12 protein-coding genes are annotated in these 16,853 nt (G+C 68.8%); 3 read left to right on the forward strand and 9 right to left on the reverse strand.

Annotated features, from left to right (window positions below; genetic code table 11):
- Positions 1-3: 3 nt before the first annotated feature.
- Positions 4-816 (reverse strand): SDR family NAD(P)-dependent oxidoreductase, encoded by an 813-nt coding sequence (locus AC07M9_RS13590; protein WP_494884284.1) that lies wholly within the window; start codon positions 814-816, stop codon positions 4-6.
- A gap of 70 nt (positions 817-886) precedes the next feature.
- On the opposite strand from AC07M9_RS13590, the gene AC07M9_RS13595 reads away from it, so the two are divergent.
- Positions 887-1,408: a GbsR/MarR family transcriptional regulator gene (locus AC07M9_RS13595; RefSeq protein WP_494884285.1), complete on the forward strand. Its 522-nt coding sequence runs from the start codon at positions 887-889 to the stop codon at positions 1,406-1,408.
- On the opposite strand, the gene AC07M9_RS13600 is transcribed toward AC07M9_RS13595, so the two are convergent.
- From AC07M9_RS13600 to AC07M9_RS13625, 6 genes are all read right to left on the reverse strand, one after another.
- Entirely contained in the window at positions 1,324-4,773 is a 3,450-nt protein-coding gene (locus AC07M9_RS13600; RefSeq protein ID WP_494884286.1) for an indolepyruvate ferredoxin oxidoreductase family protein, read from the reverse strand. The genes AC07M9_RS13595 and AC07M9_RS13600 overlap by 85 nt on opposite strands.
- A gap of 158 nt (positions 4,774-4,931) precedes the next feature.
- Positions 4,932-5,942, reverse strand: a complete 1,011-nt coding sequence (locus AC07M9_RS13605; RefSeq protein WP_494884287.1) for a DUF2889 domain-containing protein — start codon at positions 5,940-5,942, stop codon at positions 4,932-4,934.
- Positions 5,943-5,974: 32 nt separating this feature from the next.
- The gene (locus AC07M9_RS13610) at positions 5,975-7,012 is read right to left on the reverse strand and encodes an NADP-dependent oxidoreductase (RefSeq protein ID WP_494884288.1); all 1,038 of its coding nucleotides are present in this window, start codon (positions 7,010-7,012) and stop codon (positions 5,975-5,977) included.
- Positions 7,009-8,328: a cytochrome P450 gene (locus AC07M9_RS13615; protein WP_494884289.1), complete on the reverse strand. Its 1,320-nt coding sequence runs from the start codon at positions 8,326-8,328 to the stop codon at positions 7,009-7,011. Before AC07M9_RS13615 ends, AC07M9_RS13610 begins: the two co-directional genes overlap by 4 nt.
- Positions 8,329-8,330: 2 nt before the next feature.
- Positions 8,331-9,131, reverse strand: coding sequence for an SDR family NAD(P)-dependent oxidoreductase (locus AC07M9_RS13620; protein WP_494884290.1), 801 nt, complete (start codon positions 9,129-9,131; stop codon positions 8,331-8,333).
- Positions 9,132-9,160: 29 nt separating this feature from the next.
- Positions 9,161-10,618, reverse strand: coding sequence for an aldehyde dehydrogenase family protein (locus AC07M9_RS13625; RefSeq protein ID WP_494884291.1), 1,458 nt, complete (start codon positions 10,616-10,618; stop codon positions 9,161-9,163).
- Between the two features lie 216 nt (positions 10,619-10,834).
- On the opposite strand from AC07M9_RS13625, the gene AC07M9_RS13630 reads away from it, so the two are divergent.
- Together AC07M9_RS13630 and AC07M9_RS13635 are read left to right on the forward strand one after the other, a co-directional pair.
- Positions 10,835-12,286 (forward strand): NAD-dependent succinate-semialdehyde dehydrogenase, encoded by a 1,452-nt coding sequence (locus AC07M9_RS13630; protein WP_494884292.1) that lies wholly within the window; start codon positions 10,835-10,837, stop codon positions 12,284-12,286.
- Between the two features lie 265 nt (positions 12,287-12,551).
- On the forward strand, positions 12,552-13,442 hold the full coding sequence (locus tag AC07M9_RS13635) for a fumarylacetoacetate hydrolase family protein (protein WP_494884293.1): 891 nt from the start codon (positions 12,552-12,554) through the stop codon (positions 13,440-13,442).
- 48 nt (positions 13,443-13,490) lie between these two features.
- Here the strand turns inward: AC07M9_RS13635 and pepF are convergent, their stop codons facing one another.
- Positions 13,491-15,362, reverse strand: coding sequence for an oligoendopeptidase F (gene pepF / locus AC07M9_RS13640; protein ID WP_494884294.1), 1,872 nt, complete (start codon positions 15,360-15,362; stop codon positions 13,491-13,493).
- Between the two features lie 262 nt (positions 15,363-15,624).
- A complete protein-coding gene (gene metK / locus AC07M9_RS13645; protein WP_494884295.1) occupies positions 15,625-16,839 on the reverse strand; it encodes a methionine adenosyltransferase in 1,215 nt (404 codons plus the stop codon).
- Positions 16,840-16,853: the final 14 nt, after the last annotated feature.

The following is a 16,853-nucleotide window of genomic DNA, read 5'->3' on the forward strand; positions in this document are numbered from 1 at the left end:
CGCTTATCCTTTCTTCGCGTAGGAGGCGGCGATCGCGGAAATCTGGCGGATGCGGGCCCGGCGATCGGCGGCGGAGGAAGCGGACATAATCGCCTCGTCGTCAGCCTCGCCCCAGTTGCACACCGGGCCGTGGGGCAGGCGTTCGAGGCCGAGGCGGGCGACGTCGTCGGCATCGGCGAGGCCGTCCGGGATCGCCATGCCCCGCGCATCCATCAGTTCGCGGTGCGCGGGCGTGTCGGTGCGGCCAAGCACGAAACTGAGCACGTCGACGCCGTATGGCTCAAGCTCGGCCCAGAGTGCTTCGCTCAGCACGAGATCGAAGGCCTTTGTCGCGGCGTAGACGTTGATGCCGGGCAGGCCGCCGTAGCAGGCGCCCGAACCGACGACCATGAGCCCGCCGCGCCTACGCTCGCGCATCGGCGCCGCGAAGACGTGGAGTGCGCGCGTGGTGGTCATCACATTGCGCATGACCAGCGCGTCCCAGGCGGCGATTTCGTTGTCGAGGAACATCGCGCCGTTCGGGTCGGCGCCGGCGTTGAGGATCAGCAGCCCGACCTCGCGCCCGCCCGCCGCCGCCAGCAATTGCCGCGCGGCATCGTCGCCGGCGAGGTCGATCGAGGCGGTTACGCATTCAACCCCGCTGGCGGCGCGCAGCTCCTCGGCTAGGGCTTCGAGTGGGCCTTCCCGCCGGGCGACGAGGATGAGGTTGAGCCCCTTAGCGGCCAGCTGGCGCGCGAAGGCGGCGCCGGTGCCTTCCGACGCCCCGGCGATCAGCGCCCAGGGGCCGTAGCGGCGGTTGAATTCCAGGTCGTCCATGCTTCAGGCTCTCCATCCCGCCCCAGCTTTTCCGCTGGCGTCCCACAATAAAATTCAGTAAATCCAGAATATGACGAATATCAAGCTCTCTGAACAGGACGAGGCCTTTCTCGACGCCATGGCGATGTTGATGGCGCCCTGGGGCTGGGCCCGGCCGGTCGGGCGCATCTACGCCTACCTGCTGCTGCGCGAGTCGCCCGCCACGCTCGACGAGATCGCCGCCGACCTCGGTATGAGCAAGAGCAACGCCAGCGTCGCCGCGCGCACGCTCGAGCATTGCGGCAATGCGCGCCGCCAGGGCGAGCCGGGCAGCCGGCGCCTCTACTACTCGGTGCCGGGCGAATTCAGCGGGCCGTTCGTGGAAAAGGCCGCGCTGCTCGAACGGCAGGTGCGCATGTTCGCGGCGCAGCAGGACCGCGCGATCCCCGACGCGGTGGCCGACCGCTTCGCGCGGATGTCGGACTTCTACACCGCCATCCGCACCGCGATCGAGAGCGTGATCGCCGATCAGGCGGGCTCGGGCACCCGCTTGCTCGGCGCGGCGAACGCGGCCGAGAGCCCGCCGCGCAAGTCCGCCACCCGCGCCCGGTAGGCGACGACGCCCGCGTCCTTGACCGGACCGTAACCCGAAACGAGGTCGGCGGCGGCGGCAAGGTCGATCGCGATTTCCATCGTCTCCGGCGTGACCTTGGCCGCGATCTCCTCGACCAGCGCGCGGTACTCGCCCACGAGGCCGCGTTCCATGCGGCGCTCGGCCGTATAGCCGAACGGGTCGAGCGAAGTGCCGCGCAGGACCTTGAGCCTGGCCAGCACGGTGAAGACCGGGAAGATCCAGCCACCGAACGCGATCTTGCGCGGCCTGCCGGTACGCGCGTCCTTGCGGAAGGCCAGCAGCGGCGGGGCGAGATGGATCTTCAGTCTGGGCTTGCCGGCGAAGGTGTCCGCCAACCCCTCGCGGAAGGCGGGCGCGGCGTAGAGGCGGGCGACTTCGTACTCGTCCTTGTAGGCCATGAGCCGGGCGAGGCCGCGCGCGATGGGGGTGAGGAGGGCTTCGCGGTCGGGGATCCCGCGCGATTGCAAGGTGCCCTCGATGGCGTCGAGGAAGCCGCGATATTGCGCAGCATAAGCCTCGTTCTGATAATCGGTAAGCAGCCGCGAACGATGCACGACGAGCGCAGCATAACCCATTCCTCCCCGAGCAAGCTCTGGGAGGAATTCCTCGCCCGCCGCCGCCAGCCGGCCCACCGCGAAGGCCGCGAGGTTCGCGCGCACCGCCACGCCGTTGAGCCGCACCGCCTCCTCGATCGAGGCCAGCGCCACCGGCAGCAGGCCCTTCTGCGCGGCGAAGCCCAGCATCATCAGGTTGGTGAAGATCGTGTCGCCCAAGAGCCGGCTCGCCAGCGACCCGGCATTCAGCGAATCGACGTTGGCCGGATCGACCCGCTTGCCGATCGCCGAGAGGAAGCGGCTGGCCGTCAGGTCGAGGTTGCGGTTGCGCTGGAATTCGCCGGTCGGCACCACGTCCGCGTTGGCGAGCACCCGCGTGTCCGCCCGGGCGAGCGCCAGCACTTCGGGCGCCGAGGCGACGACGAGGTCGCAGGCGATCAGCACGTCGGCCTGCCCCGCCCCCAGCCGCGCCGAGGGGATCGCGGCGGTATCGGGGCCGATGCGGATATGGCTGGTCACCGCGCCGCCCTTCTGCGCCATGCCCGTCTGGTCGAGGATCTTGGTCGCCTTGCCCTCGAGATGCGCCGCCATCGCCAGGATCGCGCCGACCGTGAGCACCCCGGTGCCGCCGATCCCCGCCACCGCCAGCGCGCAGGTCCGCGCCTCCAGCACCGGCGGGACCGGCAGCAGCGCGACTTTCGCCGCCAGCGCCGCATCGTCCATCGCGCGCTTGGCGAGCGGGGCGCCGGAGACTTCGACGAAGCTCGGGCAGAAGCCCTTCACGCAGGAATAGTCCTTGTTGCAGGTCGACTGGTCGATCGCGCGCTTGCGCCCCAAATCGGTCTCGATCGGCACCACCGAGAGGCAGTTCGACTGCACCGAACAGTCGCCGCAGCCCTCGCAGACCGCCGGGTTGATCCAGAGCCGCCTGTCGGGGTCGGGCATGGCGCCCTTCTTGCGCCGCCGCCGCTTCTCGTTGGCGCAGGTCTGCTCGTAGACGATGGCCGAAGTGCCGGTGACGTCGCGAAGCTCGCGCTGCACTGCGTCGAGGTGGTCGCGGTGCAGCACGCGGGTGCCGCGCGGCAGGTCGGCGGCAGCAAAGCGGGTCGGGTCCTCGCTCACCAGCACCACCGGATGGACGCCCTCGGTGACGAGTTCCTGCACGATCTGCTCCGGCGTCAGCGCACCCTCGGCAGGCTGGCCGCCGGTCATCGCGACGGCATCGTTGTAGAGGATCTTGAAGGTCACGCGGCTTTTCGCCGCCACCGCCGCGCGGATCGTCAGCAGGCCGGAGTGAGTATAGGTCCCGTCGCCAAGGTTCTGGAACATGTGCGGCGTATCGACGAAGCTCTGCGCCGCCACCCAGGGCATGCCCTCCTGCCCCATCGAAACCGTCTGCATCGTATTGCGCTCGGGCATGTAGTGGGCGAGGCCGTGGCAGCCCGTCGCCCCCATCGCCGCGCTGCCCTCGGGCACCAGCGTCGAGGTGTTGTGCGGGCAACCCGAGCAGAAATAGGCCGGGCGGATCGCGGTGCGCTGGAGCGCTGCCGCGCCGTCCTCGATCACCCGCAACGCGGCGTCACGGGAGCGCGCCTCGTCATCGAGCACGCCCCAGGCATCGAGCCGGGCGACGATCACGCGGCGGACGGTGGCGGGATCGAGCACCCCGGTCTCGCGCAGCAGCGCCGTGCCGTCGGGCAGGGTCTTGCCGGTCAGCACCGGGGCATCGGCGCGGCCGTAGAACAGGCGGGCGAGCTGCTCCTCGATGAAGGCGCGCTTCTCCTCGACCACCAGAAGTTCGGCACTGTGCCCGCAGGCCTCGCGCACGAAGGCGGCGTCGAGCGGCCAGACGAGGCCCAGTTTGACCACCCTGAGGCCCAGCGCGCGGCGGCGGGCCTCATCGTCGAGGCCGAGGTCGGCGAGCGCCTGGCAGACGTCGAGCCACGCCTTGCCGGCGCTGACGATGGTCAGGCGGCGGTCGGCGGCTTCGTGGCTCACCCGGTCGAGGCGGTTGAGCGCGGCGAAACGCGGTACGATCGGGAGGCGCTGCTCGATCACCGCCGCCTCCTGCTCCAGCGCCGACATGGCAAGGCGCAGGTTGGGCGATCCGCTGACCTCGGGTCTATGGATCGGGAAAGTGTGCCCCGGCAAGGTCACCGTGGTTGTCAGGTCGAGCGTGTCCGTCACCGCCTTGATCCCGACATAGAGCCCGCTGGCGCGCGAGAGCGCCCAGCCGAGCTGGCCCATCGTCAGGATCTCGTCCGTGGTCGCGGGATAGAGGACCGGTACCATCGCCGTGACCAGCACATGCTCGCTCTGGTGCGCGGTGAGCGAGGACTTGGCGGCATGGTCGTCACCGCAGAGCAGCAGCGCGCCGCCTTTCGCGTGGGTGCCTTCGAAGTTCGCCGCCTTGATCGCCTCGCCCGCGCGCTCGACGCCGACGCCCTTGGCGTACCACAGCGCGAAGACGCCATCGACGCGCGGCTGGCCGTACCAGCCGAGCTGCTGGGTGCCGCGCATCGAGGTGGCCGCCAGTTCCTCGTTAAGGCCGGGTTCGAAGCGGATGTCGTGGGCGGTGAGCAGCTTCTCGGTCGCCCAGAGCTGCGCATCGAGCGTGGTGATCGGCGAGCCGCGATAGCCGGTGACATAGCCTGCGGTGTTCAGCCCCGCCGCCTTGTCCCGCCGCGCCTGGTCGAGCAGCAGGCGCACCACGCCCTGAAGCGCCGAGAGCATGACCTGGCCTTCGCCTTGCACGTACTTGTCATCGAGCGTGACGACCGACTTGGTCACTGCTTTCCCCGGGGGTCATGGTTGTTGGCCATGGCCTTCCACGTGGCGCGGGGCGGCGCAAGCGAGCCGGGGCGCTTGCGCTGCGGCGGTCAAGCGGGTGTGCGGGGGAGCGCACGTTGCATCGCCCATCCGTCGTCCCGGCGACGGTCGGGGTGACGTTAAGAAGCGATCCGCGCCGCCAGTTCGGGGACGTCCGCCAGCGCGCGCAGGGCGTCGTTGAGGTGAGTGCAGCCTTCCGGGCCGCGCAGCTGCGCCAGCACCTCCTCGCGGATTTCTCCGAGATTGCGGCCGACGAGGCGCTGCGTGTTGTGCACCGCCCCGGGGCATTCGGAGAACGGCAGGATGCGCGCCTCGGGCTCCATTGTCAGCACTTCGAGAGTGGCGAGGTCCGCCGTCGCCCGCAGGTTGTACTCGTGGATGGCGACGCGGCCGCCGGTCGGCCGGGTGGCGCTGTCCTGGAAGGCGGAGTCGATGCGAATCACCCCGGCGGCCTCGTCGCGGGTCACGTCGATGCGGCGGGCGCGGCGGAAGCCGGCGCCGTCGCGGTCCGAGAGCGCGTGCCAGCCCTGCGGGTCGAGCGGGTTGCGCACGTCGCCCGCATCGGCGCTGGCGACGTCGAGCGGCGGGCCGTCGGGGCTCACGCCGCTGTTGCCCTCGGCAAGGCCCCAGCACACGTTGATGCGCTGCGCCATGAGGCTCGCGTGCTGCTCCGCGCCGAGGCGCTCGCGCAGGCGCTCGGCCCAGTCGGGATACCACTGCGACCAGGCGAAGGCGCTGACCAGCGCGGTGCCGGACAGGTCGTCGAGCACGAGGTACAGCGGGTGCGAAAGGTCGGGCATGACCTCGCGCAGCAGCATCCGCAGATGCCCGCCCGCCCGCGCGCCGACGAGGCGCTGGAGCCCCTCCGGCGCCGGGTCGGCGGTGATCGCGGTGATGGTCTTGTCCTCGGTCATGCGCACTTCGAAGCGCGCCTCGGCGAGGGTCAGCCCGTCGTCGCCCGCGACCGGGGTCCACAAGTCGCGCGCCGCGCCGATGAAGAGGCGCTGGCCTTCGACGCCGTCGGGCCACGAGACGTCGATGCTCGTCGTGCGCCGCACCGAGCCGGCGACGCGGGCCGGCGCGGGATTGGCGGTGCTGCGCGGCGGCGGCGTCAGGGTGAGAGTCTCCATGTGATCCACGCTGAACCGCGCAGCGCGCGGGATCAAGCCTCGGGTGCGACGCGCACCAGCAGCTTGCCGACGTGGTCATGGCCCGAGAACACGCTGGAAAAGGCCTCCGGCGCGGCATCCAGTCCTTCGACGACGGATTCGGCGAAGCGAATCTTGCCGTCCTTCATCCACCCGGCGATGTCCTCTAGGCCCTTTTTGCCCGCGAAGATCCCGGCGAAGCCCTCGATCTTGAGCGCCTTCGCCATGATCTGGCGGTAGAAGCCGGGCAGGTGGTCCGGCCCCGGCCCTTCCATGCCGACGCCGTAGTAGGCGATGAAGCCGCACATCGGCATCCGCGCGCCGCGCTTGAGGTGGGGGAGCACGGCCAGGGTCACGTCGCCGCCGACATTGTCGAGGTAGACTTCCGCCCCCTCGGGCAGCGCGGCCTTCAATTGCGCGGCGAAGTCGGGGGCCTTGTAGTCCGCCACCGCATCGAAGCCGAGGTCGAGCAGCGCGGCGCACTTGGACGTGCCCCCGGCAATGCCGACCGCCCGGCCGCCGAGGACCTTGACGATCTGCCCGGCGATCGAGCCGACCGCCCCTGCGGCGGCGGAGATCACCACCGTCTCGCCCGCCTTGACCTTGCCGACGTTGACGATGCCCTCGTAGGCGGTCTGCCCCGGCCCGCCCAGCGCACCGAGCGCGGTGGATACCGGCGCCAGCGCGGCATCAACCTTGCGCGGGGGGCCGCGATAGTCGCTCTGGTACGGGGCGACGACGGCGTACTCCTGCCAGCCCGAGCGGCCCTCGACCACGTCGCCCACGGCATAGTCGGGATGGTTCGAGGCGGCGACCTCGCACACCGTCGGCCCGACCATGACCGCGCCCAGCTCCATCCGCGTCGCGCCCGAAAGCAGCTTTTCGTCGAGCGAGAAGCGGATCAGCGGATCGACCGCCAGCCACAGCGTCTTCAGGAGAATCTCCCGCTCCCCCGGCTGCGGCACCGGCACCTCCTCGATGTGGAAGTCGGAGGGTTTGGGGTTACCCTTGGCATAAGCCGCCAGCACGACCTGCTTCATCGTCTCGCTCATTTCAGTTTCACCGTCACCGCCGTCATGCCCCGGTGCTCGAGGCCCCGATATTCGGGCTTCGGTTTCGAGGGATCGAGCGTCATGTTCGGGAACCGGTCGAGCAGGCCATTGATGGCGACGATCATCTCCTGCCGCGCGACCTCGATGCCGAGGCACCGGTGCGGGCCGAAGCCGAAGCCCATGTTGGCCTGCTTCTTTCGGAAGATATCGTATTCGCCCGGACGCTCGAACACGGCTGGGTCGTGGTTGGCGGCGCCGAAGGCGAGGAACACGCGGGTGCCTTCGGGGACGGCGACGCCTTCGACCTCGGCATCGGCGGTGCAGAGGCGCGGCATCATCGGGTCTGTGCAGCGCCAGCGCAGCGATTCCTCGACCGCCAGTTCCACCAGCGCTCGGTCGTCCCGGCAGGCGTCCCAGAAATGGCGGTGGTTCATCAGCGCATCGATGGCGATGCCCAGCTGGCGCCAGGTGGTGCCGCCGCCCGCGAAGATCGCCAGCTTGCAGTAGCCGAAGATCTCGTCCTCGGTCAGCTTGCGCTTGAAGCCGTCCTCCTCGTCGACTATCGCGCTGGCGATGAGGCCGGTGATGAGGTTGTCGCCGGGGTTGCGGGTGTTCTCGGCGATGAGGTCGCGCAGGGTCCTGTCCACCCAGGCGCGCGATTCGGCCGCTTCGGCGGGCGTCAGTTTAGCCGCGCCGAAGGTGGCCCGGTTGAGCTGGTAGCGGAACTCGATCACGTCCTCGCCCTCCAGCCCGATCGCGCGGGTGACGGTGGCCATCGGCAGGCGCGCGCAGAGCTGCGAATTGAGGTCGGTGGTCTCCTCGTCCACCAGCCGGTCGAGCAGCGCGTCCACCGTCTCCTCGATCCAGCGCTTGTTCCACCAGTCGATCACTTTGGGCCGCTTGAACAGCGGCTGCGCGGCCGAGCGCAGCCGCTTGTGCGGCTTGCCGACCATCGAGAGGATCGTCGGCCCGATCGTGCGCACGCCGGGGCTCTCGTTGTAGCCCTCGGACGAGAACAGCAGGTTCTCGCGAAAGCCGATCTCGCAGGCGCGGTACGAGAAGAAGGTCATCGCCTCGCGCGGCGGGCCCATGGAGTGCGCCATCTCGGGCACGCCGAGCAGTTCGCGCAAGCTGCCCTTTTGGACCGGGGCGGCGTCGCGCAGCGCGTTCATGTCATCGGTGTAGTCGCGGTCACCGTCGACGCCGTGGTTGGCGGTTTCCTTGTTCACGTCGAACATCTCCGCATAGCGCGGATTGTCGCTCATCAGCGAGGCGAGGGCGGCGGAGTTACCGCCGTGCATCGGGCAGCTGGCCATGGTCAGCCTCCTGCCTTGCGGCCGGCAGTGAGGCCGCCGTCGACCGGCAGGTTCACCCCGGTGATGTTGCTCGCGAGGTCCGAGCACAGGAACAGCGCGGCGGACGCGGTGTCGCGCGGGTCGATCGCCTTGCCCAGCGGATGCGCCTTGCCCATGCCTTCGAGGATACGGCCGCGATGCTCGCTGTCGGGGTCCATGCCCGCGTAATGGGTGAGCATGCCCGCCGGGCAGACCGCGTTGACGCGGATGCCCTTGTCCGCGACCTCGATCGCCAGCGCGCGGGTCAGCTGCACCACCGCGCCCTTGGTCGCGCCGTAGAGCACGCCGCCGTAGCCCATCAGCCCGGCTACCGAGGCGGTGGAGACGATCACGCCGCCGCCGTCCTGCGCCTCGAACTGGCGGATCGCCGCCTGGCAGCCGTAGACGACGCCGTTGATGTTGACGTCCTCGACGCGCTTCATCTCCTCGGGCGCGCACTCGACGAGGCTGCGCAGGCCCTTGCCGGGGACCGGGCTGATGGTAATGCCCGCGTTGTTGTAGATGATGTCGAGGCGGCCGAAGCTCTCCACCGCCTTCGCCACTGCCGCATCGACGCTGGCCGGGTCGGCGACGTTGCAGGTGACCGCGATCGCCTCGCCGCCCGCCGCCTTGGCGAGGGCCACAGTTTCCTCGGCATTGGCGCCGTTGATGTCGGCCGCGACGACTCTGGCGCCGTGCTCGCAGAACAGCAGCACCGCCGCGCGCCCCACGCCGGAGCCTGCCCCGGTGATCAGCGTCACCTTGCCTTGAACCAGTCCGTCCATCGTCCCTCTCCCGTCTCTGTTGTCGTTGTCTACCCGCCGATGTTCAGCGTGGTGATCATCTGGAATTCGCGCAGGCCGTCGATCCCACGCTCGCGGCCCTGACCGCTCATCTTGATGCCGCCGCCGCTCGCGTAGCTCGACATCACCGCGCCGTTGATGTTGACCGCGCCGCTGCGGATTTTCAGGCCGACTTCCAGCGCCTTGACCTTGTCCGCCCCGTGCACCCAGCCCGACAGGCCGAAGCGCGAATCGTTGGCCATCTGCACCGCATGGTTGAGGTCGCGGTAGCCGATGACGCCGACCACCGGCCCGAAGATCTCCTCCTGCGCGGCGGGGTTGGAATTGTCGGGCAGGTCGAGCACGGTCGGCTCCCAGTAGAACCCCTTGTCCAGCCCCTCGGGCCGCTTGCCGCCGCACACCACGCGCCCGCCCGCCGCGACGGCGGCGTTCGTGAAGTGCTCGCAGCGGTCGCGCTGGGCCGCGCTGATCACCGGGCCGAGCTGGGTCGCGGGATCGCTGGCCGGGCCGATCTTCACCGCCGACAGCGCCTTGGCCATGCCGTCGAGAACTTCCGCCTTGTTCTCCTCGGGCACGAAGATCCGCGTGCCCAGCACACAGCCCTGCCCCGCGTGCGAGGTGCAGACCGAATACGCCGCCGAAGCCGCGCGGCCCACCGCGTCGGGCAGGTAGATCTGCGCGGACTTGCCGCCCAGTTCCAGCACCAGCCGCTTGAGCGTGGGCGCGGCCTGCTCGGCCACCTTGGCGCCCACGGTGCACGAGCCCGTGAACGAGACCATGTCGACACGCGGGTCGGTGGTCATGGCATGGCCGCCCGCGAGACCCTGCTCGACGATCACGTTCATCACGCCCGGCGGCAGGCCCGCTTCCTCGGCGGCGGCGGCGAAGATCATCGAGGATATCGGGGTCAGCGGATTGGGCCGCAGGATCACCGTGTCGCCCGCCATCAGCGCTGGCACGACCTTCCAGAACGCGGTGTAGAACGGCACGTTGTAGGCCGAGATCGCCGATACCACGCCCAGCGGCGACCAGCGCTTGAGGCTCTGCACCACGAAGTAGGGATTGACCCGTTCGTGGATCGGCAGCGGGTTTTCCTCCTGCTCCGGCAGGCGCAGGAACAGGTCGATGATCTCGTCCGTCATGCGCAGCGGCGCGTGGACCTGCGCGCCCATCACCGTGGAGGAGACAGGGCACCCGGCCTCGTCGATCGCGCATTCCTTGAGCCAGTCGGCGCGCTTGCGCATCGCCTCGCCGAAGCGGGTCATCGCGGCGGCGCGCGCTTTCATCGTCAGGCCCGACCAGACGCCCGAATCGAACGCCTGCCGCGCCGCACCGATCGCCGCGTCGGCCTGCGCGGCCGAGACGCCCACCACTTCGGCCACCACCGATTCGTCGGAAGGATTGTGCACCTCGAAGCGCTCGCCCTCGCCCTTCACGAAGGCGCCGCCGATGTACCCTGCGTATTCCAAGCCGAACTCTCCCGAGTTAATTCACATTTGCGAATTATTATTCGACTTCAAGACTAACCGAGCCGCACAGGGCCGTCAATCGCCCGACCTCGCGCTTATGCGAGGAGGTCGGTGCGCCTTGTCAGGGCTAGGGGTCGTGCCTATTCAAACCGGGACATTCGCGGGCGTGCATCCGATGCGCCCCACACGCCACCGGCATCAGAGGAACCGCACCACATGGCCTACACCGACTTCCTGAAGCAGCAGTGCTACATCGACGGCGAGTGGGTGGATGCCGATTCCGGCGCGACGTTCGAGGTCACCGACCCCGGCTCGGGCGCAGTGCTGGGCACGGTTCCGAAGATGGGCGCGGATGAAACCGCCCGCGCGATCGACGCCGCCGAGGCCGCCCTGCCCGCCTGGCGTGCCAAGACCGCGGGTGAACGCGCCAAGCTGATGCGCAAGCTGTTCGAACTGATGCTGCAGCACCAGGACGACCTCGGCGAACTGCTCACCCGCGAGCAGGGCAAGCCGCTCGCCGAGGGACGCGGCGAGATCGCCTATGGCGCCAGCTTCATCGAGTGGTTCGCCGAAGAGGGCAAGCGCGCCTACGGTGACGTGATCCCCGGCCACGCGCCCGACCGCCGCATCGTCGTGATCAAGCAGGGCGTCGGCGTCGTCGCCGCGATCACGCCCTGGAACTTCCCCAATGCGATGATCACCCGCAAGCTCGGCCCGGCGCTGGCGGCGGGCTGCACCATCGTCATCAAACCCGCTTCGGCCACGCCCTACTCGGCGCTGGCGATCGCGCAGCTGTGCGAGATGGCGGGCATTCCCAAGGGCGTCGTCAATGTCGTCACCGGCAGCGCGGGCCAGATCGGCTCGGCCCTGACCGGCAGCCCCAAGGTCGCCAAGCTGACCTTCACCGGCTCCACCGAGATCGGCCGCGACCTGCTGCGCGAATGCGCCGAGACCATCAAGAAGTGCTCGATGGAACTGGGCGGCAACGCGCCGTTCCTGGTGTTCGACGATGCCGACGTGGATTCCGCGATCGAAGGCGCGATGATCTCCAAGTTCCGCAACGGCGGCCAGACCTGCGTCTGCACCAATCGCTTCTACGTGCAGGACGGCGTCTACGACGAGTTCGTCACCAAGCTCGCGGCGCGCGTCAACGCGATGACCGTGGGCTACGGCATGGACAAGGGCACCGACGTCGGCCCGCTGATCGACGAGAAGGCGGTCGAGAAGGTGGAGGAGCACCTCAAGGACGCGGTCGATGGCGGCGCCACGGTGCTCGCGGGCGGCCAGCGCAACGAACGCGGCGGCAGCTTCTTCAACCCCACCGTCATCTCCGGCGTGAAGCCCGACATGAAGCTTGCGCGCGAGGAAACCTTCGGGCCTCTGGCGGGCGTCATCCGCTTCACCGACGAGGCCGAGGCGATCCGCATGGCCAACGACACCGAGTTCGGTCTCGCCAGCTACTTCTACGCAAGCGACCTCAGCCGCGTCTGGCGCGTGGCCGAGGGGCTGGAAGCGGGCATGGTCGGGATCAACACCGGGTTGATCTCGACCGAGGTCGCGCCTTTCGGCGGCGTCAAGCAGTCCGGGCTGGGGCGCGAGGGTTCGCACTACGGCCTCGATGACTACATGGAGGTGAAGTACCTCTGCATGGGCATCAAGCCGGCCTGAGACCGGCCTGGGGGCATCAAGCCTGCCTGATTCAGCCTATCGAACAACACCCGTCGTCCCCGCGAAGGCGGGGACCCCGCTTGTTATTCTCGCAACTTCGCGCATTGGTGTGAGGTAGCGGAAAGGAAGGGGGGCCCCGCTTACGCGGGGGCGACGATCTATTTTTCCCAATGGACGCTCGGACAGCCGGCCCGGACTCCCGGTGCTTGCCCGTTCCCCGCCCGCCGCATAGCTCTCCTCCAATACAACGGGAGAGAATGCCGCCATGAAGATCTGCCGCTACCAGACTCAGGCCGACGGCCCCATCCGGGTCGGCGTCGTGCGCGGCGAACGTGTCCATGACGTGACGGCCGTCACCGACACCCTGCCCGACGTGCGCTGGCCCTACCCGGCGGGCGACCAGTTCATCGCCAGCCTCGAAACCCTGCGCCCGCTGATGGAAGACCTCGCCGACCAGGCCGAGGGCGTGCCCCTCGCGCAAGTCCTGCTGCGCAACCCCGTCGCCAACCCCGGCAAGTTCGTCTGCGGCGCCGGTAATTTCGAGGAAGTGCTGGCCGCCGGCGGCCACCCCCGCCGCCTCGGCTTGCTGTTCAAGATGACCAGTGCCGCCGCCGGCGAGGCCGACGGCGTCACCCTGCGCTGGCCCGAGCGCACCACCTTCCACGAGATGGAGATCGCCATCGTCATCGGCCGCCAGGGCACCGAAATCCCGGCGAGCGAGGCGCTGGACTACGTCGCGGGCTACTGCATCGGCCTCGACATGACCATGCAGGGCAGCGAATTTCCCAGCTTCGGCAAGAGCTTCGACACGTACGGCGTGATGGGCCCCTGGCTGACGACCCGCGACGAGATCGCCGATCCCGACGCCCTCGACTTCGTCCTCAAGGTCAATGGCGAGGACCGCCAGGTCGACAACACCCGCCGCCTGGTGCTGGGCATCGCCGACCTTGTCGAACACGCCGCCTCGGTGATGACGCTGCATCCCGGCGACGTGATCTTCTCGGGCACCCCGCCGCGGTCGGTCGGGCCCGTCGTGCCGGGCGACACGATGCAGGCGTGGATGGAGGGCCTCGGCGAGATGACCGTCGCGGTCAGCGGCGGGCCGGGGCGCAAGACGCCGCTGGACGGCATGGAACCCGCGAAAACGAGCGCGTGATCGCGGCCAATCCGCCCCGCCGCCAGCCGACGGGGAGGATTTGGCGCTTCACCCCATCAGCTTCTCGATCTGGTCGATGGTGGCTGCGAAGTCCGCGACCAGGCCGCGGTATGGCTCGGGCCCGGTCATGTCGAGGCCGGACGCCTTGATGATGTCCACCGGGTCGGCCGATCCGCCCGCGCGCAGCACGTCGAGGTAGCGTTCGCGCTCGGCCTTGCCGCCGTTCAGGATCGAATGCGCGAACCACGTCCCCGCCGCGATCGAGGTGGCGTATTTGTAGACGTAGAACTGGCTGTAGAAGTGTGGGATATAGGCCCATTCCACCGCGTAGGGCTCGTCGATGACGAAGTCCGGGCCGTGGTAGCGCTTCAGCAGGTCGAGGTAGACCCGCGTCAGGCTCTCGCCCGACAGGCCCTCGCCGGCCTCGGCCATCTCGTGCATCTTCAGCTCGAACTCGGCGAACATCGCCTGCCGGAAGAAGGTGCCGCGCATCCCCTCCAGCCGCATGCCGAGGTAGTAGATCTTCTCCTCGTTGGTCTTCGCCTGCGCCAGCATGTACTCGGTCAGCAGCACCTCGTTGCAGGTCGAGGCGATCTCGGCGGCGAAGATCGGGTAGTCCGAAAGCTCGAACGGCTGCGCGCTATCGGCCAGCAGCGTGTGCATGGCGTGGCCCCACTCGTGCGCGTACGTCGACAGGCCCTCGTAATTCTCGCCGAGATTGAGCAGCAGGTACGGATGCACCCCGTAGGCCGCACCGTTCATGTAGGCGCCCGCGCGCTTGCCGGGGCGCGGCAGCGGGTCCATCCACTTCGCCGCCGTCGCCGTGCCCAGCCGCTTGACGTAGTCGGGGCCGAGCGGCTCGACCGCTTTCAGGGTGATGTTGCGCATGTCGGTCAGCGTGAACTTGCGCTCGAGGCTCACCAGCGGCGGATAGATGTCGTAGTAGTGGATGTCCGGCAGCTTGAGCATCCTGCGCCGCAGCTGGAACGAGCGGTGCAGCTGCGGCAGGCCCGCGTTGGTCTCGGCGATCAGCGTGCGGTAGACGCCCTCGGGCACATTGTCGGGAGAGAGCGCCGCCGCCATCGAACTGGGATAGCTGCGCGCCCGCGCCTCGAAGACGTCGCCCTTGAGCTTGGCCGCCATCGCCGTGCCGAGCGAGTTCTGGAACTTGCCCATCTGCCCGAAGAAGGCGTCCATGACCTTCTTGCGGTCATCCCGGTTGGGTGCATCGCGCGTCAAGGTATAGCCCTGCGCGTCGAGCCGCTGGCTGCGCCCGTCGGACAGGGTGACCGTGGGCCAGGGGATGTCCGAGCTGAACAGCTGCTCCCGGATCGTCTGCGGGCCAGACAGCGGCGAGGACACGGCCGCGAGGATCTGCTCGCCCTTGGTGTCCAGCGTATGCGCTGCCTGCCGCAGCGTCTTGCGCAGTGAATAGGCGAAGCGGCGCTTCAGCGTATCGTTCGCGGCGATGTAGCCTTCGACCTTGTCCTTGCCGAGTTCCAGCACTTCCGGGCTGGTCCAGGCGGTCGCCTCGCCGAACTGGGCGTAGAGGTCTTCGACCTGCGCATTACGTTCCTGGTTGGCGGAGACGCGCACGTCCTCGTCCGCGCGCAGCGAGGCGTGGACGTAGACGCGCATGAACCTCAGCGTCACCGCCGAGATATCTTCCAGCGCCTTGACCATGGCGCCCGCGCCTTGCCCCAGCGTGCCCTTGTAGGCGGCGAGGCGCGGCAGCGCGGCGACCACGTCCTTGCGCGCGGCGTCCCAGGCGGCGAGATCGGGGTAGAGTTCGGTGAGGTCCCAGGCGGCGGCGGAAGTCTCTGCGGCATGGGCCGCGCCTGCGAGCAGCGACGGGATGGCCGAGGCGAGAGGAAGGGCGGCGGCAAGGCCGAGAGCGCCGCGGCGGTCGGTTTCGATCATGGATAAGTCCCCTGCGGTCCGCGTCTGGAAAGCGCGGCGTGATGAGGGGAAGCTATCGCCTGTTTCGGCGGTGGCAAGGGGCGACGATGAGCGCTACGCGCCATCGCGGATTGGCGAGCGTGGCAGTGCCGGGCTACCGATCAATTGAATCATTCGAACAAAAAGGCCCGTCGTCCCCGCGTAGGCGGGGACGACGGGGTCTTATGTCCCGTTGTGGCCTTTGACCCGGCGACCAGGAGACAGCCCCGGCCGCCTGCGGCTATCAGCCCAGCGCGGCCTTCAGCGCGTCGACGAGGTCGGTGCGCTCCCAGGGGAACAGGTCGCCTTCGGGCTGGCGGCCGAAGTGGCCGTAGGCGGCGGTCCTGGCGTAGATCGGCTTGTTGAGGCCAAGGCCGACGCGGATTCCGCGCGGGGTCAGACCGCCGAGCGTGTCGGCCGCGACCTTGGCGATCGCCACTTCGAGGTCGGCGTCCTTCGCGGTGCCGGTACCGTGCGTATCGACGTAGAGCGATAGCGGCTGCGACACGCCGATCGCGTACGAGATCTGGATCGTGCAGCGCGTGGCGAGGCCGGCGGCGACCACGTTCTTGGCGAGGTAGCGCGTGACGTAGGCGGCCGAGCGGTCGACCTTGGTGGGATCCTTGCCCGAGAACGCGCCGCCGCCGTGCGGAGCCGCGCCGCCATAGGTGTCGACGATGATCTTGCGGCCGGTCAGCCCGGCGTCGCCATCGGGGCCGCCGATCTCGAACGAGCCGGTCGGGTTGATGTGGAACGCCGTCTCGTCGGTGACGAAGCCCGCGGGCAGCAGTTCGGTGACGACCTGGCGGACGTAGGCCTTGAGCTCGGCTTCCTTGTCGCCCTTGTCGTAACCGGCCTGGTGCTGGGTCGAGACGACCACAGCGGTCGCGGCGACGGGCACGCCGTCCTCGAAGCGCAGTGTGACCTGGCTCTTGGCATCGGGTTCGAGGAAGGGAGCCGTGCCCGAATGACGGTCGGCGGCGAGGCGCTCGAGGATCTTGTGGCTGTAGTAGAGCGTCGCCGGCATCAAGTCGGGCGTCTCGTCGCAGGCGAAGCCGAACATGATGCCCTGGTCGCCGGCGCCTTCGTCCTTGTTGCCCGAGGCATCGACGCCCTGGGCGATCTGTGCGGACTGGCCGTGGAGGCGATTGATCAGCTCGAAGGTCTCGTGGTGGAAACCGTCCTGCGCATAGCCGATCTTCTTCACGACCGCGCGGACCGTCTTCTCGATCTCGTCGAGTGCGCCGGGTGCCCATTCGCCGTTCTCGTAGACGCCTTTGCAGCGGATTTCGCCGGCGAGGACCACGAGCTGGGTCGTCGTCAGGGTCTCGCAGGCGACGCGCGCCTCGGGATCCTTGGAGAGGAAGAGATCGACGATGGCATCGGAAATCTGGTCGGAAACCTTGTCGGGATGACCTTCCGAGACGCTCTCGGACGTGAAGACGTAGTTGCTGCGCATGAGAGACCTTGGGA

The sequence above is a fragment of the Novosphingobium sp. GW821-FHT09E05 genome (genome assembly GCF_059416165.1).